Annotated in this window: 23 protein-coding genes and 1 pseudogene; 14 read left to right on the top strand and 10 right to left on the bottom strand. The window is 67.6% G+C overall.

Annotation, left to right across the window (positions count from 1 at the left end; genetic code table 11):
* Positions 1–234 precede the first annotated feature (234 nt).
* Entirely contained in the window at positions 235–945 is a 711-nt protein-coding gene (locus DIE21_RS16560; RefSeq protein WP_124498707.1) for a YceH family protein, read from the top strand.
* Positions 946–1,030: 85 nt separating this feature from the next.
* Here DIE21_RS16560 and DIE21_RS16555 read toward each other — a convergent pair whose 3' ends face one another.
* Both DIE21_RS16555 and DIE21_RS16550 read right to left on the bottom strand, forming a co-directional pair.
* Positions 1,031–1,456 (bottom strand): hypothetical protein, encoded by a 426-nt coding sequence (locus tag DIE21_RS16555; RefSeq protein WP_124498706.1) that lies wholly within the window; start codon positions 1,454–1,456, stop codon positions 1,031–1,033.
* A gap of 28 nt (positions 1,457–1,484) precedes the next feature.
* Entirely contained in the window at positions 1,485–2,039 is a 555-nt protein-coding gene (locus DIE21_RS16550; protein WP_124498705.1) for a hypothetical protein, read from the bottom strand.
* A gap of 458 nt (positions 2,040–2,497) precedes the next feature.
* On the opposite strand from DIE21_RS16550, the gene DIE21_RS37230 reads away from it, so the two are divergent.
* The 6 genes from DIE21_RS37230 to trhA all read left to right on the top strand — a co-directional run bounded on the left by DIE21_RS37230 (position 2,498) and on the right by trhA (position 8,011).
* The gene (locus tag DIE21_RS37230; protein ID WP_185640655.1) at positions 2,498–2,644 is read left to right on the top strand and encodes a hypothetical protein; all 147 of its coding nucleotides are present in this window, start codon (positions 2,498–2,500) and stop codon (positions 2,642–2,644) included.
* 95 nt (positions 2,645–2,739) lie between these two features.
* Positions 2,740–3,870, top strand: a complete 1,131-nt coding sequence (locus tag DIE21_RS16545) for a 3-deoxy-7-phosphoheptulonate synthase (RefSeq protein ID WP_124498704.1) — start codon at positions 2,740–2,742, stop codon at positions 3,868–3,870.
* A gap of 299 nt (positions 3,871–4,169) precedes the next feature.
* Complete coding sequence (locus DIE21_RS16540; RefSeq protein WP_124498703.1) at positions 4,170–4,598, top strand: PRC-barrel domain-containing protein; 429 nt, start codon at positions 4,170–4,172, stop codon at positions 4,596–4,598.
* A gap of 282 nt (positions 4,599–4,880) precedes the next feature.
* Positions 4,881–6,959 carry a carbon starvation CstA family protein gene (locus tag DIE21_RS16535; protein ID WP_124498702.1) on the top strand — a complete coding sequence of 693 codons (2,079 nt, stop codon included), beginning with the start codon at positions 4,881–4,883 and terminating at the stop codon, positions 6,957–6,959.
* Between the two features lie 12 nt (positions 6,960–6,971).
* A complete protein-coding gene (locus tag DIE21_RS16530) occupies positions 6,972–7,178 on the top strand; it encodes a YbdD/YjiX family protein (RefSeq protein ID WP_014900797.1) in 207 nt (68 codons plus the stop codon).
* Positions 7,179–7,390: 212 nt separating this feature from the next.
* A complete protein-coding gene (trhA, locus tag DIE21_RS16525) occupies positions 7,391–8,011 on the top strand; it encodes a PAQR family membrane homeostasis protein TrhA (RefSeq protein WP_124498701.1) in 621 nt (206 codons plus the stop codon).
* A gap of 21 nt (positions 8,012–8,032) precedes the next feature.
* Here trhA and DIE21_RS16520 read toward each other — a convergent pair whose 3' ends face one another.
* Positions 8,033–8,464 carry a nuclear transport factor 2 family protein gene (locus tag DIE21_RS16520; RefSeq protein ID WP_124498700.1) on the bottom strand — a complete coding sequence of 144 codons (432 nt, stop codon included), beginning with the start codon at positions 8,462–8,464 and terminating at the stop codon, positions 8,033–8,035.
* Between the two features lie 118 nt (positions 8,465–8,582).
* Positions 8,583–8,936 (bottom strand): DOPA 4,5-dioxygenase family protein, encoded by a 354-nt coding sequence (locus tag DIE21_RS16515; RefSeq protein WP_124498699.1) that lies wholly within the window; start codon positions 8,934–8,936, stop codon positions 8,583–8,585.
* Positions 8,937–9,430: 494 nt separating this feature from the next.
* On the opposite strand from DIE21_RS16515, the pseudogene DIE21_RS16510 reads away from it, so the two are divergent.
* Together DIE21_RS16510 and DIE21_RS16505 are read left to right on the top strand one after the other, a co-directional pair.
* Positions 9,431–9,697 (top strand): annotated as a pseudogene (locus DIE21_RS16510) (hypothetical protein); the annotation flags it as partial.
* A 199-nt stretch (positions 9,698–9,896) separates the two neighbouring features.
* Complete coding sequence (locus DIE21_RS16505; RefSeq protein ID WP_124498698.1) at positions 9,897–10,157, top strand: hypothetical protein; 261 nt, start codon at positions 9,897–9,899, stop codon at positions 10,155–10,157.
* Positions 10,158–10,307: 150 nt separating this feature from the next.
* On the opposite strand, the gene hpnH is transcribed toward DIE21_RS16505, so the two are convergent.
* Positions 10,308–11,468 carry an adenosyl-hopene transferase HpnH gene (hpnH, locus tag DIE21_RS16500; RefSeq protein WP_124498697.1) on the bottom strand — a complete coding sequence of 387 codons (1,161 nt, stop codon included), beginning with the start codon at positions 11,466–11,468 and terminating at the stop codon, positions 10,308–10,310.
* Positions 11,469–11,480: 12 nt separating this feature from the next.
* Positions 11,481–12,422: a 4-hydroxy-3-methylbut-2-enyl diphosphate reductase gene (gene ispH / locus DIE21_RS16495; RefSeq protein ID WP_124498696.1), complete on the bottom strand. Its 942-nt coding sequence runs from the start codon at positions 12,420–12,422 to the stop codon at positions 11,481–11,483.
* Between the two features lie 433 nt (positions 12,423–12,855).
* On the opposite strand from ispH, the gene DIE21_RS16485 reads away from it, so the two are divergent.
* On the top strand, positions 12,856–14,043 hold the full coding sequence (locus DIE21_RS16485; RefSeq protein ID WP_124498695.1) for a glycosyltransferase: 1,188 nt from the start codon (positions 12,856–12,858) through the stop codon (positions 14,041–14,043).
* 110 nt (positions 14,044–14,153) lie between these two features.
* Here the strand turns inward: DIE21_RS16485 and DIE21_RS16480 are convergent, their stop codons facing one another.
* Together DIE21_RS16480 and hpnA are read right to left on the bottom strand one after the other, a co-directional pair.
* Positions 14,154–15,470, bottom strand: a complete 1,317-nt coding sequence (locus tag DIE21_RS16480) for a phage tail protein (protein WP_124498694.1) — start codon at positions 15,468–15,470, stop codon at positions 14,154–14,156.
* Positions 15,471–15,578: 108 nt separating this feature from the next.
* Entirely contained in the window at positions 15,579–16,586 is a 1,008-nt protein-coding gene (gene hpnA / locus DIE21_RS16475) for a hopanoid-associated sugar epimerase (RefSeq protein WP_124498693.1), read from the bottom strand.
* Positions 16,587–16,790: 204 nt separating this feature from the next.
* Here hpnA and DIE21_RS16465 point away from each other — a divergent pair, with 204 nt between their 5' ends.
* The 3 genes from DIE21_RS16465 (at position 16,791) to DIE21_RS16455 (ending at position 19,510) form a co-directional block, all read left to right on the top strand.
* Positions 16,791–17,087 carry an acylphosphatase gene (locus DIE21_RS16465; RefSeq protein WP_124498692.1) on the top strand — a complete coding sequence of 99 codons (297 nt, stop codon included), beginning with the start codon at positions 16,791–16,793 and terminating at the stop codon, positions 17,085–17,087.
* Between the two features lie 12 nt (positions 17,088–17,099).
* Complete coding sequence (gene rarD / locus DIE21_RS16460) at positions 17,100–17,999, top strand: EamA family transporter RarD (RefSeq protein ID WP_124498691.1); 900 nt, start codon at positions 17,100–17,102, stop codon at positions 17,997–17,999.
* 386 nt (positions 18,000–18,385) lie between these two features.
* Positions 18,386–19,510 (top strand): OpgC domain-containing protein, encoded by a 1,125-nt coding sequence (locus tag DIE21_RS16455; protein WP_124498690.1) that lies wholly within the window; start codon positions 18,386–18,388, stop codon positions 19,508–19,510.
* A 55-nt stretch (positions 19,511–19,565) separates the two neighbouring features.
* Here the strand turns inward: DIE21_RS16455 and DIE21_RS16450 are convergent, their stop codons facing one another.
* On the bottom strand, positions 19,566–19,772 hold the full coding sequence (locus DIE21_RS16450) for a hypothetical protein (RefSeq protein ID WP_124498689.1): 207 nt from the start codon (positions 19,770–19,772) through the stop codon (positions 19,566–19,568).
* 120 nt (positions 19,773–19,892) lie between these two features.
* Entirely contained in the window at positions 19,893–21,416 is a 1,524-nt protein-coding gene (locus tag DIE21_RS16445; RefSeq protein WP_124498688.1) for a peptide MFS transporter, read from the bottom strand.
* A gap of 785 nt (positions 21,417–22,201) precedes the next feature.
* Here DIE21_RS16445 and DIE21_RS16435 point away from each other — a divergent pair.
* Positions 22,202–22,780, top strand: a complete 579-nt coding sequence (locus tag DIE21_RS16435; RefSeq protein WP_124498687.1) for a cupin domain-containing protein — start codon at positions 22,202–22,204, stop codon at positions 22,778–22,780.
* Positions 22,781–22,820 lie beyond the last annotated feature (40 nt).

Below are 22,820 nucleotides of genomic sequence, written 5' to 3'. Positions count from 1 at the left end.
GCGACGCCGCGCGCGGGCGACGCGCGTGAATGCGCGGCGGCGCCGAACGTGGGCCTCGTCGCGCGACGCCGCACGGCCCATCCGTTGGACGAATGCCGGCTGCGGCAAGTCCGCGCGCCGCGGCGGCGAGTGGCGCCGGGCCCGACGTCGCGAGCTATCATATGGCTCGCCCGTTCGCGACGCCGGACGGGCGCGACGGTTTCCCTTCACCTGCTGCACGCTGCGACGCCATCCATGAACACCACGCCGGACATGCCCACGCCACGCGCCCTGCGCGAACTCACGCCCCTCGAGGCCCGGATTCTCGGGGTGCTCGTCGAGAAGCAGCACACGGTGCCGGACACCTATCCGCTGTCGCTGAATGCGCTGACCGCGGGCTGCAACCAGAAAACCGCACGCTCGCCGGTGATGAGCGCCAGCGATGACGAAGTCACGACCGCGCTCGACGGGCTCAAGCACCTGAGCCTCGTGATGGAGGGCAGCAGCAGCCGCGTGCCGCGTTTCGAGCACAACGTGAATCGCGTGCTCGGGATCCCGAGCCAGGCGATCGCGCTGCTGACGATCCTGCTGCTGCGCGGCCCGCAGACGGCCGCCGAACTGCGCCTGAACAGCGCACGCCTGCACGGCTTCGCGGACATCTCGTCGGTCGAGGCGTTCCTCGACGAACTCGCGGCGCGTGCGCAACCGCTCGTCGTCCGGCTGCCACGCGCGTCCGGTGCGCGCGAGAACCGCTGGATGCATCTGATGTGCGGCGAGGTGAACGTGGCCGATTTCGCCGGTTCGGATGCGGGTGGCGGCGCGGATTCCGTTCCGCCGTCCGAGTTCGAGGCGCTGAAGGCCGAGCAGAAGCGGCTTGCGGATGAAGTGGCGCGGCTGAGCGCACTCGTTCAGCGGATGGCGACCGAACTCGGGATCGACGTCGACGCGACGGGCGACGCGGGCTGACGGGGCCCCTGAGCCATCTCGATACCGGCGCGCCCGCGGGTGCGCCGGATGATGAACCTGCGCCGCTCGGCGGACCGAACCCGCACTACCAGCGGCACCCCGTCTTCGCGGACGCATCGACGTCCTGCGCCCACGCGAAATCGGTCTTCTTGCCGGTGCGCGCATTGGTGTACGTCATCGAGTAGACGATCGCACCCTGGCTCATCATCTCGTATTCGCCGTTGATCCTGCCGTCGACCATTTCCCACCAGATTGTCGTGAACTGGTACGGGCGGCCTTCCGCGAGTTCCTCCTGATCCATGTGCTTGAACAGCAGCGGAATCGCCGACTTCGATTTCGCGTACCGGACGACACCGCCTTGCCATTTGGCGACGTCGTCGTAATACGTGCGCAGCTCGAAGCGCACGGGTTTGTCGCCGGTCGTCCTGAAGCACAGCACTTCCGTGCTGACTTCGGCCGACACGGGCAATGCAAGGCATAGCAGCAGCGACGCGGCGAATGCTTTTTTCATGTTGGGATGTCAGTAATGGAGAAGCGCTTCAGCCGACGCTGATGCGCGTCGCGCCCGCATCGACGAGCCGGAACAGCAGGTCCTCGACGGCCGCGCCCGGCGCCGAGCCGAGATCCGCGCTCACGCGCCATCCCTGTTCCGTGCGCGCCGGCTCCGACAGATAGTGCACGATGCCGTGCAGGCCGTCCTCGGCCGGCACGCCTGCGTCGTCGGTGTCGAACCACGCGAAGAACCATGTCTTGAACGCGTCGGTGGCCGCGGCTTCGCCGAGACCATCGGCTTCGATCGTCGCCCAGTCCCACACGAACGGCCGGATCGACACGGCCGCCGTTTCGAGTTCGAACGCGAACGGCTCGAAATCCAGTTGCGCGGTCGAGTCGACCATCGCCGGCTGGCCGGCCGAGTCGCCTTCGGTGTGAACGACGTCGGCGCGGCACGGCAGCGCGAGCGGACCTTCGGTGGCCAGCGTGCCGTCGGCTTTCCGGTAGGCCGGTTCGACGACGGCCGCCGGTTGCGCTGCCGCTTGCGCGAGCAGGTCGGCGTAGGGCTGGCGGATGGCGCTGAGCAGTTCGGATACGGTCATCTTGGCGGGTCGGGTCATATTGCGAACGGTCAATCACGGACGGATGGTGCGTCGTGCCGCCTGCGTCGAACGACGGGCCGCATCGGCAGCGGACAGTCATGATCGTACGGTACTTCGGTGACGCGCGACCACTCGGCCGAACGGCCGGATCGCATCGCGACGAGCGATCATTGCGGCGGGGTTCAGGCGCTTACCTTCGAACAACGGAATCCGCATCGCTTGCGTCCTCGCCGCGCTTCGATTCATCCGGTCTGGAGTCCTGCACAATTGCATATCGAAAACGGACCGGACAGTTCACGCGAACGAGACCGTCGCTGGCACGGAATCCGCGTTGAAGCGGCCATCCGGTCAAGTCGCAACACAGCGAACGTCCTCGATGAAAGGCAGGTTATCCCCAGGGGCAACTCCGATGTCTTCCAGAGGTTCGATGACGATCGCCGTGTCATCGGCCTACGCCATTGGAATCGATTCCACCCGGCACGTTGCGCGACGGCGCGGAATCGATTCCGCCGTCGACGCCGCTGCTGCCCGGCTGCAACGTGATCGTGCCCGATACGGAAGGCCGGACGGCGGACTTCGCGGCCGGCGCCGAATCGGCGTCCTGACGTCGATCGCATTCCGCCGCCGCGCGTCGCTGCCGCCCCGCGCGAGTGCCATAATCGAGCCTGCCCATCATTCCAGACGTCCCCGGAGAATCCCCATGCAGAACCTCGACAATCCTTCCCACGATCGCGAGGTAGGCAGCGCCGACGCGACGCAGGACACCACCCGCATCGACGACGTCCGCATCGGCGCCGTGCGTCCGCTGATTTCCCCGGCGCTGCTGCAGGACGAGCTGCCGGTGCCGGCCGCCACGCAGACGCTCGTCGAGGACACGCGCCGCGCGATCGGCGACATCCTGCACGGCCGCGACGACCGGCTGCTGCTCGTCGTCGGCCCGTGCTCGATCCACGACCACGACCAGGCGCTCGAGTACGCCCGCCGCCTCAAGGCCGCCGCCGATGCGCTGAAGGACGACCTGCTGATCACGATGCGCGTGTACTTCGAGAAGCCGCGCACGACGGTCGGCTGGAAGGGGTACATCAACGATCCGCGGCTGGACGGCAGCTTCCGCATCAACGAAGGGCTGCGCGCCGCGCGGCAACTGCTGCTCGACATCAACGCGCTCGGCCTGCCGGCGTCGACCGAATTCCTCGACCTGCTGAGCCCGCAGTACATTGCCGACCTGATCGCGTGGGGCGCGATCGGCGCGCGCACGACCGAGAGCCAGAGCCATCGCCAGCTCGCGTCGGGGCTGAGCTGCCCGATCGGCTTCAAGAACGGCACCGACGGCGGCGTGCAGGTCGCGTCGGACGCGATCGTCGCCGCGCGCGCGAGCCATGCGTTCATGGGGATGACGAAGATGGGGATGGCCGCGATCTTCGAGACGCGCGGCAACGACGACGCGCACGTGATCCTGCGCGGCGGCAAGAGCGGGCCGAACTACGACGCCGGGCACGTCGAGGCGAGCTGCGCGGTGCTGCGCAAGAGCGGGTTGCGCGAGCAGGTGATGGTCGATTGCTCGCATGCGAATTCGAACAAGTCGCATGAGCGGCAGATCGACGTCGCGCAGGATCTCGCGCGGCAGCTGTCGCAGGGCGAGCACCGGATCGTCGGCGTGATGGTGGAGAGCCATCTCGAGGCCGGGCGCCAGGATCTGAAGCCGGGCGTGCCGTTGCAGTACGGCGTGTCGATCACCGATGCGTGCCTGAGCTGGTCGCAGACCGAGCCGGTGCTCGATGTGCTGGCGGAGGCGGTGCGGCATCGCCGGGTGTATTCGCGCAACGCGTGATGCAGCGTGGCGGGGCGCCGGGGCGGCGCGCACCGCCTATCCGCACGATCGTTGATCTCCATCCGGTCCGGCCCGCCTGCCATGTTGCACCCTGGACGCACGATCCGGCGAATGTCGCTACCATGAACGCCGTGTTGCATGCCGCGGCCCGGCCATGCCGGTCCGTCATGCGCGCGCGCAGTGGCGGCGCGGCCGGCTGCCACGCGACCGACGAAGCGCGGGGCGCTCACCGATCAGCCGTTGCGCCCGCGTCGCTTCGCTCCCGGAATCAACAACAACCGAACCGGAGTGCAATACTCATGAAGTTCTACAAGACCCTCATCGCAGCAACCGTCCTCGCGTCGAGCGTCAGCGCGCACGCGCAGATCGCCGGCGCGCAGCCGCTCAGCGTGACCGTCGAGCAATCGCAGGCGCTGCTCGAAGGCTGGAGCGTGAAGAAGAGCGTGCTCGGCAAGGCCGTGTACAACGACGCGAACCAGAAGGTCGGCACGGTGCGCGACCTGATCGTCGCGCCGGACGGCTCGGTGTCGGCGGCGATCGTGTCGGCCGGCGGCTTCCTCGGCGTGGCCGCGCATGACGTCGCGGTGCCGATCGCGTCGCTCGACGTGCGCAACGGCAACATCTACCTGCCGGGCGCGACGAAGGATGCGCTGAAGGCGACGCCGGCGTTCCAGTACGCGAAGGTGCCGTCGGCGCCGAAGCCGAAGAAGCTCGACGAACAGCACTGATGCACGCGGCCCGGCGAGCGACGTGCCGGGCCCGGCCGATGCGGGCCACGTCGCGCCGCGCGTCGGTCGATCGCGGGCGCACCCGCGCCCGCATCCCCTCCGTCTACGTAATTCTACGTAGCCACGCATACGTAATTGTGCGCTTGTAAGCCGCCCCCGTCGCGCGGAATACTACGGCCCATCGCCGTGGCCTCCACGAGGCGCGGCGCGACGCATCGACGTCACGCGGTTTCGGCCCCTCGCCGGATCCACTCAAAACCACATTGGAGACCAGGAGACGCCATGAATCGGGCTTCCAGTACCCTGCTCTGGATCGCGGTCGCGCTGCTCGGCGCGTTCGCGTTCGGGACGATCGCACTTGCGCACGGCGAACGCGTCAGCGCGCTCTGGATCGTGATTGCCGCAGTCTGCGTGTATCTGATCGCATATCGCTTCTACAGCCGTTTCATCGCCAGCAAGGTCATGCAGCTCGACGGGCTGCGGATGACGCCGGCGGTCAAGTACAACGACGGCCTCGACTACGTGCCGACCAACAAGTACGTGCTGTTCGGCCATCACTTCGCCGCGATCGCCGGCGCCGGGCCGCTCGTCGGCCCCGTGCTCGCCGCGCAGATGGGCTACACGCCCGGCATGCTGTGGATCCTGGCCGGCGTCGTGTTTGCCGGCGCGGTGCAGGACTTCATCGTGCTGTTCATCTCGACGCGCCGCGACGGCCGCTCGCTCGGCGACCTCGTCAAGATGGAGCTCGGCACGGTGCCCGGCGTGATCGCGCTGTTCGGCGCGTTCCTGATCATGGTGATCATCCTCGCGGTGCTCGCGCTGATCGTCGTGAAGGCGCTGACGAATTCGCCGTGGGGCACGTTCACCGTCGCCGCGACGATTCCGATCGCGCTGTTCATGGGCGTCTACACGCGCTACATCCGGCCGGGCCGCATCGGCGAAGTGTCGATCATCGGCTTCTTCGGGCTGATGGCGGCGATCGCGTTCGGCCAGAATGTGAGCGCGTCGCCGACGCTCGCCGCATGGTTCACGTTCAACGGCACGCAGCTCACGTGGATCCTGATCGGCTACGGCTTCGTCGCGTCGGTGCTGCCGGTGTGGCTGCTGCTCGCGCCGCGCGACTACCTGTCGACGTTCCTGAAGATCGGCACGATCCTCGGCCTCGCGATCGGCATCCTGGTCGTCGCGCCGGAGCTGAAGATGCCCGCGCTGACGAAGTTCGTCGACGGCACGGGCCCGGTGTGGTCGGGCAACCTGTTCCCGTTCCTGTTCATCACGATCGCGTGCGGCGCGGTGTCGGGCTTCCACGCGCTGATCTCGTCGGGCACGACGCCGAAGCTGATCGACAACGAAACCAACGCGCGCTTCATCGGTTACGGCGCGATGCTGATGGAATCGTTCGTCGCGATCATGGCGCTGGTCGCCGCGTGCGTGATCGAGCCGGGCATCTATTTCGCGATGAACGCGCCGGCGGCCGTGCTCGGCTCGACGCCGGAAGCCGTCGCGAACACGGTCACGCAATGGGGCTTCGTGCTGACGCCCGACATGCTGACGCAGACCGCGAAGGCCGTCGGCGAGACGACGATCATCGCGCGCGCGGGCGGCGCGCCGACGCTGGCCGTCGGCATGGCGCACATCCTGCACCAGGTGATCGGCGGCGAAGCGATGATGGCGTTCTGGTATCACTTCGCGATCCTGTTCGAGGCGCTGTTCATCCTGACGGCCGTCGATGCCGGCACGCGCGCGGGCCGCTTCATGCTGCAGGACCTGCTCGGCACGTTCCACCCGGCGCTCAAGCGCACCGAGTCGCTGCCCGCGAACCTGGTCGCCACCGCGCTGTGCGTGGCCGCGTGGGGCTACTTCCTGTACCAGGGCGTGGTCGATCCGCTCGGCGGCATCAACACGCTGTGGCCGCTGTTCGGCATCTCGAACCAGATGCTCGCCGCGATCGCGCTGGTGCTCGGCACCGTCGTGCTGTTCAAGATGAAGCGCGAGCGCTACGCATGGGTGACGCTCGTGCCGACCGCATGGCTGCTGATCTGCACGCTGACGGCCGGCTGGCAGAAGATCTTCGATGCGAATCCGAAGGTCAGCTTCCTCGCGCACGCCGCGAAGCTGCAGGCCGCGGTGGACGAAGGCAAGGTGCTCGCGCCGGCGAAGTCGGTCGCGCAGATGCAGCGGATCATCTTCAACGACTATATCGATGCGGCGCTGGCCGGCCTGTTCATGTTCGTCGTCGTGTCGATCGCGGCGTACGGCCTGCTCGCCGTGCTGCGCGCGCGCCGCGAGTCGAGGCCGACCGTGCGCGAGACGCCGTACGAGCCGATGCCGGCCGCGCAGGCGCTCGGCAGCGGACGATAACGGGAGGCCGCGATGTTCAGCGATCTTGGCAGCGACTTGCGGAGCGCGGGGCGTTACCTCGGGCAGGCGTTGCGGCTGATGGTCGGCCTGCCCGACTACGACACCTATGTCGCGCACATGCGCGAAACCCATCCGGACCGCGAGCCGATGACGTACGAGGCATTTTTCCGCGAGCGTCAGAATGCGCGGTACGGGTCGGGGGCGGGGAAGTGTTGCTGAAGCTGGCGGGTATGGCCTGACGGCAAGACGGTCCGGTGACGGAACGGGAAGCGCCGCGAAGGGATTCGCGGCGCTTTTTCTTTCCGGGCCCGGCGGCATGCTTGCGACCCGCCGTCGCCACGGTGTTTGACGGCGTTCAGCGCGACATGATCCGCCCGCCGGTATCATAAGGCCCAGCTTTGTTCCGATGAATTCGCGCAGGAGAACCCGTCGTGCATGCCGGTGAGCGTTTCAACAGCATTTCCCATCTCGTCGGCGCGGTGCTGTCGGTGGCAGGCCTCGTCGCGCTCGTGACGATGGGCGCGCTCGAAGGCGACCCGTACAAGATCGTGAGCTTCAGCGTGTACGGCGCGATGCTGATCCTGCTCTACGCGATCTCGACGCTGTATCACAGCGTGCGCAACCCGCGGCTCAAGGCGATCCTGCAGAAGTGCGACCATTCGGCCATTTATCTGCTGATCGCGGGCAGCTACACCCCGTTCACGCTCGTCACGCTGCGCGGCCCGTGGGGCTGGTCGCTGTTCGGCGTGAGCTGGGGGCTCGCCGCATTCGGGATCGCGCAGGAACTCACGCTCGGACGGCGCACGCGCATCGTGTCGATGGTGCTGTACGTGCTGATGGGCTGGCTCGCGCTCGTCGCGATCCGCCCGCTGATCCATGCGCTGCCGCCGGTGGGCGCCGCCTGGCTCGTGGCCGGCGGCGTCATCTACAGCGCGGGCATCTACTTCTTCATCAACGACGAGCGCATCCGTCACGGGCACGGTATCTGGCACCTTTTCGTGCTGGCCGGCAGCCTGTGCCAGTTCGTCAGCGTCGCGATCTATGTCGCGTGAGCGGGTGCGGCACGGCGCGCGTCATGCGTGCCCGGCCGCCCGGGCTGCATCACGCAGCGCCACGAATCCGACCCACCCCCAATAGACGCGATGATGCGCGATCAGCCCGTCGCGCAGTTCCATCACCTCGACGAGATCGACCTGATCGCCTTCCGGCGTTGCGCGCGGATATTCCCACGTGAGTTGCCGGCCGTTCGAGAAGAACAGCCCGGTCCGATACCAGCGTCCGAGCTTGTTGCCCGGATTGCGCAGGCCCGCGGCGAAGAATTCGCCGATCGCGGCCTTGCCGTGCAGCACGCCCGAGCCGTGGTCGGGCAGCGTGACGACGATCAGCGGCGTTTCGAGTATCGCGTCGTCCGCGTACAGCGACATCAGCGCGTCGAGGTCGCGGGCGACGACCGCGGCGTGCCAGTCTCGATGAACGCGTTGCGCATCGGTCTCGGGGTGTGTCATGGCGGGTTCCGGCAAGTGTGGGCAACGGAGCCACTGTATTGACGCAACGCCGCCGGACGTTTCAGCGCGACCCGAAACATGGATGTCGCGTGGGCCGCACGCGACCGCGTGCCGCCCGTCAGCCCGTCAGCGCGCCGAGATTCAGTTCATGCGACTTGCCGATCCACACGGCGCTGTCCCGGTGGTCGCGCAGTTCGTCGTTCGTATTCGGGTGCAGGAAGATGTCGAGCGCGCCGTGATTCAGCACGAGCCACGGCACGATGGTGTCGAAGCGCGCGGCGTCGAATGCGATCTGGTACGACCAGGCCGGATGCGGACCGACGAGGCGTTCGTGAAAGCGGCCGAGTTCGATGATCGTGCCGAACCGCTCTTCGATGACGAGGCGAAACGCCCAGGCCGTGTCGCGGCTGGCGGCGTCGAAGTAGACGTGTGCGTGCCAACTGTCGATGGCGGTGGTGTCGATGGCGGCCATGGCGGAACTCGAGAGAAGAATAGGGAAGGCATGAGAGCCGTGACATACGGCCGACATGTAATTATCGCGCGTCCTTGTTGGACACGTCTTGTCGCGGAACGGTAAGTCGACGCGGAGGATTTGCCGCCCGTCAGGGAAACCGGATCGTTCGATGAGATTTTTCTCGCGTGTGTCCACGCATGCGGCATCGCGCCGAAAGCCTGGCCGGCCGGTGATCCGGCCGCAATCTCGACGGCAATACGTCATTTCGAAAACCGCAAAGGCGATTCACGCGCCGCTTCGCATGGTCTGCGAAAACGCGATCAGGCAGTTGAATGAAATAAAGAAATTCCGGTCAGGCAGCAGTGGCGAAACACGCGGATCGCGGCCAGGCTGCGGGTGCCGAAAATATCAATTGCGGAATCGGCTATTCAAGCGCACAGCCACGCGACATACGATGATCGCACCGCATCGACGACGACGATCGATGCGGAAACAACCATCTGGAGGCCGTGATGCGATCCGTTGTTTCCCTCGCTGTCCTGTCCGGCGCGCTTGCCGTGCTGCCCGCCGCGAGCTTTGCGCAGTCCGTCGACACGGAGTGGCAGTCGAACGTTGCACCGTTGAACTGGTCGGCGGCGCGTGCCGAGACCGACGTGCAACTGATGCAGATGACGCGCGCCGGCTATCGTGCGACGACAGCCGGCAACCAGAACTATCCGCTCGCGATGCAGCGTGCGCTCGAACGCGTGAGGAACCCGGTGCCCGACCGCATGCGGGAACCGGCCGTTCTGCATTGAGCGGCGGCAGCGCGGCCGACGCCCGGGCCGTGTTTCATACTTGTCCCATTCACTGGGGCTGACGCTCGCCGTCTAATGTCACGACAGGAGCCGAACGGGTTCGGGCGATAACGATCCATCCTCGCGTTTGCGATGATCGTGCGTGTCGGCGCGAACGCATTCGTTTCGGTCAGGAGGAGCGATGGCGCTATACAGGATCGGCGGTTACTTCACGTGCGGAAGCGGCCGCGCATTCAGCGAGAACCTGCCGCCGGGCAGCGAAGTGACGGTCGCGGGCATCTATCGATGCACCGTGTGCGGCGACGAGGTCGGCATCGCGAAGTGGCAGACGCTGCCGTCCGAGGACGCACATCGGCACGATCTCGATCCGCCGTCCGACCCGCTGCTCGATCCCGGCCCGACCGCATGGCAGCTGATCGCGGCGGCGCAGTCGAGGCATTGAGCGAGCGGCGTTCGCATGCGCATGCGTATGCGTATGCGCACCGGCCCATGACGACGTCCGACAAAACAAAAGCGCCACGGAGCGAACTCCGTGGCGCTTTCTTGCTGCCTGACTGCGCGGCGGCGCCCGCCCCCGCGCAGCGACACGCGCTTAAGCCGCCGTTGCCGGCTTCGCCGGCTTCTGCAGCTTGCCCTTGCCGGCGCGCTGGATTTCATCGAGCTTGATCTCGACGTGGCGCGAGAACACGTACTCGGCCGGACGCTGCTTCGCGATCGAGATGTCCGGTGCGAACGGGCCGTCGGTCTTGATGCCCTTCTTGCTCACGCGCAGCGCCTTCAGCGGATGCGCGATCGTGTCCATCACGGCGGTGGCTTCGAAGCCGCAGTGGACCATGCAGTCCGCGCACTTCTCGTAGTTGCCGACGCCGTAGTTGTCCCAGTTCGTGTCTTCCATCAGCTCCTTGAAGGTCTTCACGTAACCTTCGCCGACCAGATAGCACGGCTTCTGCCAGCCGAACACGGTGCGCGCCGGGTTGCCCCACGGCGTGCACTTGTACGTCTGGTTGCCGGCCAGGAAGTCGAGGAACAGCGACGACTGGCTGAACGACCAGCGCTTGCCGCCTTCGCCGCGCTTCAGGATTTCGCGGAACAGGTTCTTCGTCTTGTCGCGGTTCAGGAAGTGCTGCTGATCCGGCGCGCGCTCGTACGCATAGCCCGGCGACACGGTGATGCCGTCGACGCCGATCGGCTTCAACGTATCGAAGAACTTCGCGACGCGCTCGGGGATCGCATCGTTGAACAGCGTGCAGTTGATGTTCACGCGGAAGCCGCGGCGCTTCGCTTCCTTGATCGCTGCGACCGCCTTGTCGTACACGCCTTCCTGCGACACGGAATGGTCGTGCATGTCTTTGTCGCCGTCGAGGTGGACCGACCAGACGAAGTACGGATTCGGCTCGTAGTCGTCCATCTTCTTTTCCATCAGGAGCGCGTTCGTGCACAGGTACACGAACTTCTTGCGCTTCATGATGCCCTTGACGATCTCCGGCATCTCCTTGTGGAGCAGCGGCTCGCCGCCGGCGATCGACACGATGGGCGCGCCGCACTCGTCGACGGCTTCCAGGCATTCCTCGATGGACAGGCGCTGGTTCAGGATCGGGTCCGGATAATCGATCTTGCCGCAGCCGTTACAGGCGAGGTTGCAGCGGAACAGCGGCTCGAGCATCAGCGCGAGCGGATAGCGTTTGTTGCCGGACAGGTGTTGGCGCATGATGTATGCGCCGACGCGGACTTGCTGGAGCAGCGGAATAGACAAGAGTTGTCCTCCTTAAACTTCGCGGGCGACAGCTTGCGTAAGCTTCGCCGGCAACTTGAATTCGACTTTTTCTTCACGGCCCGCCATCGTCGTGACATCGACGGACCCCAGCGCGCGCAGCGCGCCGATTACATCCTCAACCATTTCCTCGGGTGCCGACGCGCCGGCGGTCAGGCCGACCGTCTGCACGCCCGCGAACCATTCGGGCTTCACTTCCGAGCCGTCGGCGACGAGATAGCTCGGCACGCCGCTTTCGGTGCCGATCTCGCGCAGGCGGTTCGAGTTCGAGCTGTTCGTTGCACCGACGACCAGCAGCACGTCGACCTGGCCGCTCAGTTCGCGCACGGCGGCCTGGCGGTTCTGCGTCGCATAGCAGATGTCGCGCGTGTCCGGGCCGACGATGTCGGTGAACCGGCGCTGCAGCGCTTCGATGATGCCGCGCGTGTCGTCGACCGACAGGGTCGTCTGCGTGACATACGCGACCGGCGTGTCGACCGGCAGCGTCAGCGTATCGACTTCGGCCTCGCTCTGCACGAGGATCACCTCGGCCGGAATCTGGCCGATCGTGCCCTCGACTTCCGGGTGGCCCGCATGGCCGATCAGGATCAGCCGGCGGCCCGCCGCGACATACTGGCGGCCCTGCACGTGCACTTTCGTGACGAGCGGGCAGGTTGCATCCAGCACGTCGAGCCCGCGCGTTTGCGCATCGCGCTCGACCGTCTGGGCGACACCGTGCGCACTGAAGATCGCCACGGCGCCGTGCGGCACCTCGTCGAGTTCCTCAACGAATCGTGCCCCTTTATTACGCAGGTTTTCGACGACATGCCGGTTATGCACGATCTCATGACGCACATAGACCGGCGCGCCGTGCTGTTGCAGCGCGCGATCGACGATCTCGATCGCACGGACAACCCCCGCACAGAAGCCGCGGGGCTGGGCAAGGATGACTCGCATAAGTGAGCGAACTCCGACGACAGACGCCGGGGTTCGAGGAGCTGGCACCGCTCGCTCGCCCCGGCTTGATGTTATGAAGGCAGGAAACGAACCGGCCAGGCCAGGCCCCGGAACCCCGAATTAGTCGCGCATTTTAACCCTATCGGGCCGTCCTTGCTCTGGTGGTGTAGCGGCCGTGTTGCATCCGCCGCAGCGCCGCGTCGGCACTCGTGCGCGCGGAACCCGGTAAACTGCGCGGTTTCGCGGGCAGCCTGTCCGGCTGCCCGGCGTCGCGCTCATTTCAAGGCCATTCGATGACCGTCGATTCTTACGCGTATTGCCCTGCCGCCCGCGCGGTCAAGGGTGCTTTCAATCCGACCCTGATTGTGATCGAACGATTCGGCGCCACGGGCGGCCGGACTGCTCGCGCCGGCGTCCGGCAGGAGGCTTGCCGATGATGCTGGCGATGACCTTCCTGGTGTCCGGCCTGTCGCTGCTGATCTGGATCGTGCTGCTCGTCGCGCGCGGCGGCTTCTGGCGCGCGCGGCCCGCGCGGGCACTGCCGCCGGAGGCGCGCGGCGCCGCGGCCGAGGCCGGCTGGCCGGCCGTCGTCGCGGTCGTGCCGGCGCGCAACGAGGCCGACGTGATCGCCCAGGCGGCGACGTCGCTGCTCGAGCAGGACTATCCGGGCGACTTTCATCTGATCATTGTCGACGACCATAGCGACGACGGCACCGCCGACGCGGCCCGCGCGGCCGCGCTCGCGATCAACCGCGCCGAGCGCCTGACGGTGCTGGCCGCGAAGCCGCTGCCGGCCGGCTGGTCGGGCAAGGTGTGGGCGCAGTCGCAGGGCATCGCCGCGGTGCGCACGCTCGGGCTGCCGGCCGACTACCTGCTGCTGACGGATGCCGACATCGGCCATCCGCCCGACGCCGTCGCCCAGCTCGTCACGCGCGCGCAGGCCGAGCAGCGCGATCTCGTGTCGCTGATGGTGCGGCTGCGCTGCGATTCGTTCTGGGAAAAGGCGCTGATCCCGGCGTTCGTGTTCTTCTTCGCGAAGCTCTATCCGTTCTCGTGGATCAACGATCCGCGCAACCGGACGGCAGGCGCCGCGGGCGGTTGCATGCTGGTCAAGCGCAGCGCGCTCGAGGAGGCGGGCGGTATCGAATCGATCCGCGGCGCGCTGATCGACGACTGCAGCCTCGCCGCGCAGATCAAGCATCGCGGCAGCGGCCGGCATCCGATCCGGCTGGACCTCGCCGACCGCAGCGTGTCGCTGCGCCCGTACGACAGCTGGCGCGACATCTGGAACATGATCGCGCGCACCGCGTTCACGCAGCTCCATTATTCGCCGCTGCTGCTGGCCGGCACGCTGCTCGGGATGACGATCATCTACCTCGTGCCGCCCGTCGCCGCGATCGTCTACGGCGCGCGTGCCTGGCCGGCGTGGCTCGCGTGGGCGTCGATGTGTACCGCGTATGCGCCGATGCTGCGCTACTACCGGCGCTCGCCGCTGTGGGCGCCCGCGCTGCCGCTCGTCGCGCTGTTCTACGTCGGCGCGACGTTCGCGTCCGCGTGGCGCTACTGGCGCGGCAAGGGCGGCCAGTGGAAGGCGCGCGTGCAGGCGCCGGTGGAGCGCTGAACCGAACCACGCCGGCGCATGCCGGCTGGCTGTACGGATGCTGGAAAGCAGACAGCCCGATCGGTGCGAACCGATCGGGCTGTTTCGCTTGCGGCGGCGCCGCGCGTTGCTTACCGCTGCGTCAGCATCATGTACATCTGGATCACGACGTCCGGCGAGAACGTGAACGGCACCCAGCCGTAGCCGGTGTGGCGCGCGACCAGCAGGCGGTCGCCGTTCGACTGCTTCTGCACGGCCATCATCGGGTTCTTCGTCGTCACGAAGCGCCAGCCGGCCGGGATGCCGGGCGGCGGTTCCGGCTGCATCGACGCGCGCGCGTGCGCGAGTTCCTCGATCAGCTGGCCCAGCTGCTCCGGGTTCAGCGTGATCGACTGGCCGTTGACGGTCAGCGTCAGCTCGTTCTGCGACGGGCGGGCGACGTGCAGCGTCGCCTTGTCCGCGGGGGCCTCCGTGGCTTCGGCATCGGGGGCGACTTCGATCGCGGCGTCGGCTGCCGTCGTCGCGACGACGGCGGTGGTCGCGTCGGCCGGCGCTGCATCGACTGCATCGGCGACAATCGGCGCGGCTGCGTCTGCCACCGGCTCGACAACCGGTTCGACGACTTCGACCGCGACGGCCGGCCCGGCTGCCACGGCCGCCGCGTTCGTCGCGGCGTCCTTCACGACGGCTTCGACCAGCGCCTCCGCGTCGGCGATCGCTTTCGCGTGACGCTCGGCGGCCGCTTCGGCCTGCGCGATCGCTTCGGTATGGCGATGCGCGACGGCCTCGGCCTGCGCAGTCGCGTCCGCGTGGCGTTGCGCCGCGGCTTCCGTGTCGGCGATCGCCTGCGTGTGACGCTGCGCGAGCGCTTCGGCCTCCGCGATCGCGGCCGCGTGGCGCTGCGTCGCGGCCTCGGCTGCGGCGGTCGCTTCCGCATGACGCTTCGCGGCAGCCTGGGCCTCCGTGGTGGCGGCGGCCTGACGCTGCGCGGCCGCGTCCGCTTCGGTCGCGGCGGCGTGGTGACGTTGCGCGGCGGCCTCGGCTTCGGCGATCGCGGCCGCATGGCGCTGCGACGCGGCTTCGGCATCCGCGTGACGCTGCGCGAGCGCCTCGGTCAGCGCGGTCGCTTCGGCGTGCCGCTGGACGGCGGCTTCGGCCTGCGCGGCGGCATCGGTGTGGCGTTGGGCGGCGGCTTCGGCCGCGGCGGTGGCGTCGGCGTGGCGCTGCCGCGCGGCATCGGCGTCGGCGGCTGCGGCCGTGTGGCGCTGCGCGGCGGCCTGTGCTTCGGTCTCCGCCGCGGCGTGACGTTCAGCGGCCGCCTGGGCTTCCGCCGCGGCGGCGCGCGCGAACGCTTCCGCGCTGCGTGCCGCCTGCTGCGCGGCGTGGTGATCGTGGAGGAGCCGATCGACGCCCGCGTTGAGCGAATCGATCTGTTCGTTCAGGTTCATGCGTGTCTTCTCTGCGTAAGACCCGCGATTTTAACCGCTGCGCCGGTGCCGGTCCGTCAGCGACGTGTAACAAAGTGCGCAAAGCGGCGTGGAACACGCCGCGTTGTGTTACTTCAGGTAGCCCGCCGAGCCGAACCAGTCGAGCGCGTCGCGCAGCCCTTCGCGGTACGGACGCGCGCGGTAGCCGAGCTCGCGCTCGGCCTTCGCGGACGTGAAGTACATCTTGTTCTTCGACATCCGCAGCCCGTCGACCGTCACGAACGGCTCCTTCTTCGTGAACTTCGCGACGGCCTCCGCGCCGAGCGCGAGCGGGTAGAGCGGCCAGCGCGGCAGCGCGATCGTCGGCGCCTTGCGGCCCGTCATCTGCGCGATGTCGGCGAGCATCTGCTGCAGCGGCAGGTTCTCGCCGCCGAGGATGTAGCGCTCGCCGATCCGGCCGCGCTCGAGCGCGAGGAAATGGCCGTGCGCGACGTCGTCGACGTGCACGAGGTTCAGCCCCGTGTCGACGAACGCGGGAATCTTGCCGAGCGCGGCCTCGACGATGATGCGGCCGGTCGGCGTCGGCTTCACGTCACGCGGGCCGATCGGCGTCGACGGGTTGACGATCACGGCCGGCAGCCCTTCGTCGGCGATCATCCGCTCGACCGCGCGCTCGGCCAGCACCTTGCTGCGCTTGTAGACGCCGATCGCCTGCTCCGCCGTCAGCGGCCGGTTCTCGTCGGACGGATCGCCCGCGCTCGTGACCTTCAGCGTCGCGACGCTGCTCGTGTAGACGATCCGCTCGACGCCTTCGGCGCGTGCGGCGCGCATCGTCGCGACCGCGCCTTCGAGGTTCGCGCGCTCGATCTCGTCCGGATCCGGCGCCCACAGCCGGTAGTCGGCCGCCACGTGCAGCAGGTAGCGCACGCCGCGCAGCGCGGCGCGCATCGACGTCTCGTCGCGCATGTCGCCGGTGACGATCTCGGCGTCGAGATCCGCGACGTTCGTGCGCGGGCTGGTCGGGCGTACCAGCACGCGCACCGCGAAGCCTTTCTGCTGCGCGATGCGTGCGACGGCCGAGCCGACGAAACCGGACGCGCCGGTGACGAGAACGAGATCGCGGGAAGTATCAGTCATGCGTTTCCTTCAGGGCCGCGCGCGGGCGGCGCGGCGGTTGTGCGTCGGCGAGATTGTACGTGGTCGGCGCGCACCGCGACGCAAGCGCCGCGCGGCGGCCGCACCGGTCGCGGACGGCCGCCTGCGACCGCCCCGCCGGGCACGTGTGCGAAGCGGCCGACGCGACTACAATGCCGGGCTTGAATGCAACGGGAGGGCGACGCGATGAGCCGCAATGAACTGGACGAACGGATCGAGACCTACTACGTGCGGGTGCGCGGCGTCGTGCAGGGCGTCGGTTTCCGTCACGCGACGGTGCGCGAGGCGCACGCGCTGAAGCTGCGCGGCTGGGTCGCGAATCGCGAGGACGGCAGCGTCGAGGCGATGATCCAGGGCCCCGGCGCGCAGATCGACCGGATGCTCGCATGGCTGCGCCACGGGCCGCCGTCCGCGCGCGTGACCGAGGTGACGTTCGAGGAGCGCAAGATCGAAAAGCGCTTCGAGCGCTTCCAGCAGCAGTAAGGCGAAAACAACATGACGGGGTATCCGGAGGCCGGGCGCGGCCTCATGCTGTCGGTGATGGCGTCGACGCTGTTCGCGCTGATGTCCGCTTACGCGAAACTGCTCGCGCCGCTCACGGGGCTCGACATCTTCGCGTGGCGTGTCCTGTGGACCGCACCGGGCGCGCTCGCGCTGATCGCGCTGCGCGGCCGCTGGCCGGCGCTCGTCGAACTCGTGCGGCGCAGCGTGCGCGACGGGCGCCTGCTGATCGCGCTGCCGGCGAGCGCGGCGCTGCTCGGCCTGCAACTGTGGCTGTTCCTGTGGGCGCCGTTGCACGGACGCATGCTCGAAGTGTCGCTCGGCTATTTCCTGCTGCCGCTGACGATGGTGCTCGTCGGCCGCTTCTACTATCACGAACGGCTCGACCCGCTGCAATGGGCGGCGGTCGTCTGCGCGGCGCTCGGCGTCGTGCACGAGGTGTGGGCGACGCGCGCGTTCGCGTGGCCGACGCTCGTCGTCGCGCTCGGCTATCCGCCGTATTTCGTGCTGCGCCGCCGGATCAACGCCGATTCGCTGGCCGCGTTCGCGCTCGAGATCGCGCTGCTGTGCCCGGTCGCGCTCGTGATGGTCTCGGCGAGCGCGACGCAGGTCGGCGGCCATCCGCTGCTGTGGGCCTTGCTGCTGCCGGGGCTCGGCGTGCTCAGCACGCTCGCGCTCGCGAGCTACCTGAAGGCGAGCCGGATGCTGCCGATGGCGCTGTTCGGGATTCTCGGCTACGTCGAGCCGGTGCTGCTCGTCGCGGTGTCGCTGCTGCTGCTCGGCGAGACGCTGAGCGTCGCGCAGCTCGCGACCTACGGGCCGATCTGGGCCGCGGTCGCGCTGACCGCGTGGCACAGCGCGATGCTGATGCGGCGCTTGCCCGTGCGCGGCTGAGCGTCGTCGCTCGGCCGCGCGACGGCGACAACGGACGTGCTGCGCATCGCGCGTTCCTTGCGTCGAATCCCGCGATGCCGGCGTCGAACTGGCGTTGAGCTGACATCGGGCTGGCCGCCTCGCCAGCGTTGCATCGCCGATGTCACGCCTGTAATCGAACAGAAGATTCCGTTGCACTTTGTTACTTAGGGTATCCCCGACCGGCCGCTAGACTGACCTGACCGTCTTCTCTTCGTATGCGGCTTTTCCATGAACGGTCATCTCCGTGCCGGGCCGGCCGGGTTGGCGCGATGCGGGCATACGCGCATCGCCGCTGATCGCGCGCGTCTTCTCCTTTCCGAACCTTTCGCCGGTGCGTGCCGCGCCGTCGTCGCGCAGGTGCGGCCATGCCGCTGAGCGCGCCGCCCGTCGCCACGACGCCGCCGGCGCGCGGCGGCCGCCTGATCGAAGTCGATTTCTTCCGCGGGATCGTGCTGCTGATGATCGTCGTCGATCACATCGGCGCGAGCGTGCTGTCGCGCGTGACGCTCCACGCATTCGCGCTGTGCGACGCGGCCGAGGTATTCGTGTTCCTCGGCGGCTTCGCGACCGCGAGCGCATACGGCGCGATCGCCGACCGGCACGGCGCGCGCGCCGCGCAGCAGCGGTTCGTGCGCCGCGCGATGCAGATCTACCGCGCGTTTCTCGCGACGTCGACGCTGATGCTCGTCGTGTCCGCCGTGCTCGACCATTACGGGATCGACGCGCCGAACCTCGCGCTCGACGACGTCAGCGTGATGCTCGCGTCGCCGCTCACGGGCGCAGCCGAGCTGCTCACGTTCCAGCGCCAGCCGTATCTCGCGTCGGTGCTGCCGATGTACGTGCTGTTCGCGCTCGCGTCGCCGGTGATCGTGCCGTTCGCGCGCCGCCATCCGTGGCTGCTCGTCGCGTTCAGCGCGGCGTCGTGGCTCGCGGCCGGCTGGCTCGGCCCCGAGTTGCTGGACACCGATTCGTTCCGCTGGAGCTTCAACCCGTTTGCGTGGCAGCTGATGTTTGTCGCCGGCGTGCTTGCGCGCTGCCAGCCCGTGTACCGGCACATCGCGCTCGGGCGCTGGAGCGCCGCGGCGACCGGCGTCGCCTGCGCGATCGTGCTCGGTTGCGCGAGCTACAAGCTGTTCTCCGGATTGCCGGTGCCGGAAGGCGTGCTCAAACGCGATCTCGCGCTGCCGCGCATCGTGAGCTTCGCGGCGATCGCGTGGCTGATGGCCGACTGCGTGCGCTACGGCTGGATCGCGCGCATTGCGCAGGCCGTGCAGCCCGTCGTCGCGGTCGGCCGGCGCGGCTTGATCTGCTTCGTCGCGGGCGCGGCGATCTCGCTCGTCATCGATTCGCTGCTGCATCCGGTCGCGAACGGCGCCGAGCTGCGGCATCTCGGCGTGGGCCTCGCGGCCGACGCATGCGCGGTCGGGCTGATGATGGCCGTGGCGGGTTCGGGAACGTGGTTCGCGCGCTGGCGCGGCGCGGCCGCGTGAGCGGTACGGGAAAACGCGCAGGCGGCGCGCAACGTGCCGCGCGGCGTCGATGACGTCAGTGAGGTGAGCCGATGCGGGAGCGGGGGACGATGGTCGCGTCGTCGGATTCGGCGTCGTCGCGTTCGTCGGACTCCGGATCGTCCTGCTGCGCGAGCACCGCGTCGGCTTCGGCCGCGGCCCGGGCGGCGCGCAGTGCGGTGCAGCGCTGCGCGTGCCGGATGTCCGACAGTATCCTCAAGAGCCGAGTCGTTTTGCTTTTCATGATCTTCTCCCACCGGTGCGCATCGCGACGGAGCGGATGCGCCGTTGCAACCAGTGTAGGACGTGCCGGCCGCGGCGGCGGGAGAATGTGGCGTGCACGCCGCACGCCGAGGGATAGTACTTACTGGGCCGAGGCCATCGCCTGCGCCTGCACCGCTTCTTCCTCGCGGCGCTCTTCCGTGCAGCGCTGATGCTGGCGTGACAGGCGGTTCATCATCGGCAGCAGCAGCAGGGCGAGCAGCATGCCGATCGCGGCGAGCCAGCCGAGCTTCTCGAACAGCGACAGGTAGAGCGGCAGCGATTCGGTGGCCGGCAGGTCGTGCGACGGCATCTGCGCGAAGTTGGCGACGACGCTGCCGAGATACTGCGACACACCCGTCGCGACGAAATACGCGCCCATCATGAAGCCGCTCATGCGCGCCGGCACGTAGCGGGCGATCATCGCCAGGCCGAGGCCGCTCACCAGCAGTTCGCCGAGCGAGTAGAGGCCGTAGCCCCACACCATGAACCACGACGACACGCGGCCGTCCACCGCGTAGCGGCCGCTGATCGTGAACACCAGGTAGCCGGCCGCCACCGCGCCGAAGCCGAGTGCGTACTTCGCCGCGACCGGCAGGTCACGGCCGCTCTTCGAGACCGCGTTGTAGATCCACACGAGCACCGGGCTCAGCATCATGATCCAGATCGGGTTCAGTGCCTGGAACTGCGCGGCGCTCCACGTGAACAGCGTCGTGCCGAACAGGATGAAGCGCGGATCGACGTTGCGCAGCGCGAACAGCGTCAGCGACGTCGACATCTGCACGTAGAAGATGAAGAACAGGATCACCTGGCCGATCAGCACGAGCGCCGCGATCAGGCCCGCCCGCTCCGAACGCTCCGACTTCGCGATCATGTACGCGAAGATCGCGAGGATCGCGAACGCCGCCGTCCACACGCTCGCGACCGCGAGCTGCTTGTGCTGCAGCACGTACAGCGTGATCAGCGCGAGCGCGACGCCGCCTGCCGCCACGCCGCCGAGGCGCTTCCAGCGGATCGGTTCGTCGTCGGGCTGCGAGCCGATGTGCGCGAGCGTGCGGTGCATCAGCATGAAGTTCAGGATCGCGAGCAGCATGCCGGCGCAGCAGACCGCGAACGCGGTGTGCCAGCCCCAGTGATCCTTGATCCACGGCGTCGCGAGCATCGACACCGTCGAGCCGATGTTGACCGCCATGTAGTAGATCGTGAACGCGCTGTCGATGCGCGCATCGTCGCCTTCGTAGATGCGGCGCACGAGGTTCGCCGCGTTGGCCTTGAACAGGCCGTTGCCGACGACGATCACGCCGAGCGATGCGTACATGTACGCCAGTGCGTCGTTCGGAACCGCCAGCATCAGGTAGCCGGCGCACAGCACGGCCGCGCCGATGATCATCGTGCGGCGGGCGCCGAGCACCTTGTCGCCGATCCAGCCGCCGATCGACGGCGACGCGTAGACGAGCGCGGTAAACGCGCCCCAGGTCAGGTTCGCATGGCTGTCGGTGAAACCGAGCCGGTCGACCATGAAGAGGACCAGGAGCGCGGCCATGCCGTAGTAGCCGAAGCGCTCCCACATTTCGATGAGGAAGACCGTCGTAAACGATCGGGTTTGTGAAACAGGTGCGTGCATCATCAATCTCGTTTGAAACGGACGGCGCGGATCGCGCGTCGCCTTGGGGGTCGAACTGGCGCCGGAGCACGGTGGCCGGGTAGGCTTTGCGTCGGCGATGGAGCAGTCGGGCTAGGGTCTGTTCCCGCTAATAACGGGCTTGCGCTGGCCCCCAGAAGGGCCGAGCGCAAGGAATGCGACGAAGCGAATACTCGACGTATTCGCGAGGAGCATGACGCGGCGATCGGCCCTTCTGGGGGCCAGCCCCACGAATGATTTTTTCCAAACAGGTGAACGTACCTTGCCGGCCGCACTGCGGCGTCGATCGTCGCTTGTTTGGCTCGGCCAAACGGCGCTCCTCGCTCCTTGCATTGCAACCGGCAAGGCACGTTCGCAAGCCCGTTATTAGCGGGAACAGACCCTGGCCCGGGCCGGAGCCGGACGCCGCCGGGCAAGGCGGTGCGAGGCCCCGACCGGCGCGCGAGTGGTAACGTTCGCCGGTCCGGTGCGTCAGGTCCGCGCCACTCAGGGAAACTCCCGATATGGCAGCAGCTTTCAGGAACATTCGTCTCATCATCTATTTGTAAACTTTCCCGCCCGGCCTCCGAAGATTCCCGGAGAGCCGCTTGCAGCTTGCCTGTGAAGCCGGCGAGTCTGGCAAGATAGCGCGTCGTTTCGCTCGCTTCGGGCCCTGTTTAGTGCACCGGGCTCAACGCCGAAGACGTGTGCGAACCCGAAGATTAAGCTATCTCGATTTAACTTAGTTACTTTCCATCAAACATTTTTTGACGACCACTTTTCGGCCTGCTATGGTTCCCCCCACTGAAAACTCGCGGTCGGCAGACGCCGTCGCACTGGGCAGCAAGATTCGCGCGTTGCGCCAACGTCTGAAGCGCACGCTCGACGACACCGCTACCGCCGCGGGGATTTCGAAGCCGTTTCTGTCTCAAGTCGAACGCGGGCTCGCGTCGCCGTCGCTGACGTCGCTGGCCGGTATCGCCCAGGCGCTCGGCGTGACGGTGCAGTACTTCGTGGATACGCCGAGCGAGGAACGCTCGGTCTGCAGAGGCGAGCAGTTGCGCTTCTTCGGATTCGCCGATTCGGCGAACCTGTTCGCGAGGCTGACCAACGTGACCGAAGGGCGTCAGCTCGAGGCGATCCTCGTGCGGATGCCGCCGGGGCAGAAACGGTCGGAGGTGACGACACATGCAGGAGAGGAGTTCCTGTACGTGATCGAAGGGGAAGTGTCGCTGACGCTGGAAGGCAAGACGTTCGTCCTGCAGGCCGGAGACAGTTCGCACTATCAGTCGACGGTCCCGCACAGCTGGGTCAACACCGCGAAGATCGAGTCGGTGGTGGTCTGGGTCGGTACGCCGCGGCTGTTCTAACGCACAGGTATTCCTTCGTTTCCTCGACGGGATACTTGTC

It is taken from the genome of Burkholderia sp. Bp9140 (assembly GCF_003853425.1).
GTDB lineage: Bacteria > Pseudomonadota > Gammaproteobacteria > Burkholderiales > Burkholderiaceae > Burkholderia.
Note: the sequence above shows the minus strand (reverse complement) of the source record. Positions and strands in the feature narration are given on the sequence as shown.

Coding starts and splice junctions, on each gene's coding strand:
- DIE21_RS16560 (WP_124498707.1), top strand. CDS start 235: ATGAACACCACGCCGGACATGCCCACGCCACGCGCCCTGCGCGAACTC.
- DIE21_RS16555 (WP_124498706.1), bottom strand. CDS start 1,456: ATGAAAAAAGCATTCGCCGCGTCGCTGCTGCTATGCCTTGCATTGCCC.
- DIE21_RS16550 (WP_124498705.1), bottom strand. CDS start 2,039: ATGACCGTATCCGAACTGCTCAGCGCCATCCGCCAGCCCTACGCCGAC.
- DIE21_RS16545 (WP_124498704.1), top strand. CDS start 2,740: ATGCAGAACCTCGACAATCCTTCCCACGATCGCGAGGTAGGCAGCGCC.
- DIE21_RS16540 (WP_124498703.1), top strand. CDS start 4,170: ATGAAGTTCTACAAGACCCTCATCGCAGCAACCGTCCTCGCGTCGAGC.
- DIE21_RS16535 (WP_124498702.1), top strand. CDS start 4,881: ATGAATCGGGCTTCCAGTACCCTGCTCTGGATCGCGGTCGCGCTGCTC.
- DIE21_RS16530 (WP_014900797.1), top strand. CDS start 6,972: ATGTTCAGCGATCTTGGCAGCGACTTGCGGAGCGCGGGGCGTTACCTC.
- DIE21_RS16520 (WP_124498700.1), bottom strand. CDS start 8,464: ATGACACACCCCGAGACCGATGCGCAACGCGTTCATCGAGACTGGCAC.
- DIE21_RS16515 (WP_124498699.1), bottom strand. CDS start 8,936: ATGGCCGCCATCGACACCACCGCCATCGACAGTTGGCACGCACACGTC.
- DIE21_RS16505 (WP_124498698.1), top strand. CDS start 9,897: ATGGCGCTATACAGGATCGGCGGTTACTTCACGTGCGGAAGCGGCCGC.
- ispH (WP_124498696.1), bottom strand. CDS start 12,422: ATGCGAGTCATCCTTGCCCAGCCCCGCGGCTTCTGTGCGGGGGTTGTC.
- DIE21_RS16485 (WP_124498695.1), top strand. CDS start 12,856: ATGATGCTGGCGATGACCTTCCTGGTGTCCGGCCTGTCGCTGCTGATC.
- DIE21_RS16480 (WP_124498694.1), bottom strand. CDS start 15,470: ATGAACCTGAACGAACAGATCGATTCGCTCAACGCGGGCGTCGATCGG.
- hpnA (WP_124498693.1), bottom strand. CDS start 16,586: ATGACTGATACTTCCCGCGATCTCGTTCTCGTCACCGGCGCGTCCGGT.
- DIE21_RS16465 (WP_124498692.1), top strand. CDS start 16,791: ATGAGCCGCAATGAACTGGACGAACGGATCGAGACCTACTACGTGCGG.
- rarD (WP_124498691.1), top strand. CDS start 17,100: ATGACGGGGTATCCGGAGGCCGGGCGCGGCCTCATGCTGTCGGTGATG.
- DIE21_RS16455 (WP_124498690.1), top strand. CDS start 18,386: ATGCCGCTGAGCGCGCCGCCCGTCGCCACGACGCCGCCGGCGCGCGGC.
- DIE21_RS16450 (WP_124498689.1), bottom strand. CDS start 19,772: ATGAAAAGCAAAACGACTCGGCTCTTGAGGATACTGTCGGACATCCGG.
- DIE21_RS16445 (WP_124498688.1), bottom strand. CDS start 21,416: ATGATGCACGCACCTGTTTCACAAACCCGATCGTTTACGACGGTCTTC.
- DIE21_RS16435 (WP_124498687.1), top strand. CDS start 22,202: ATGGTTCCCCCCACTGAAAACTCGCGGTCGGCAGACGCCGTCGCACTG.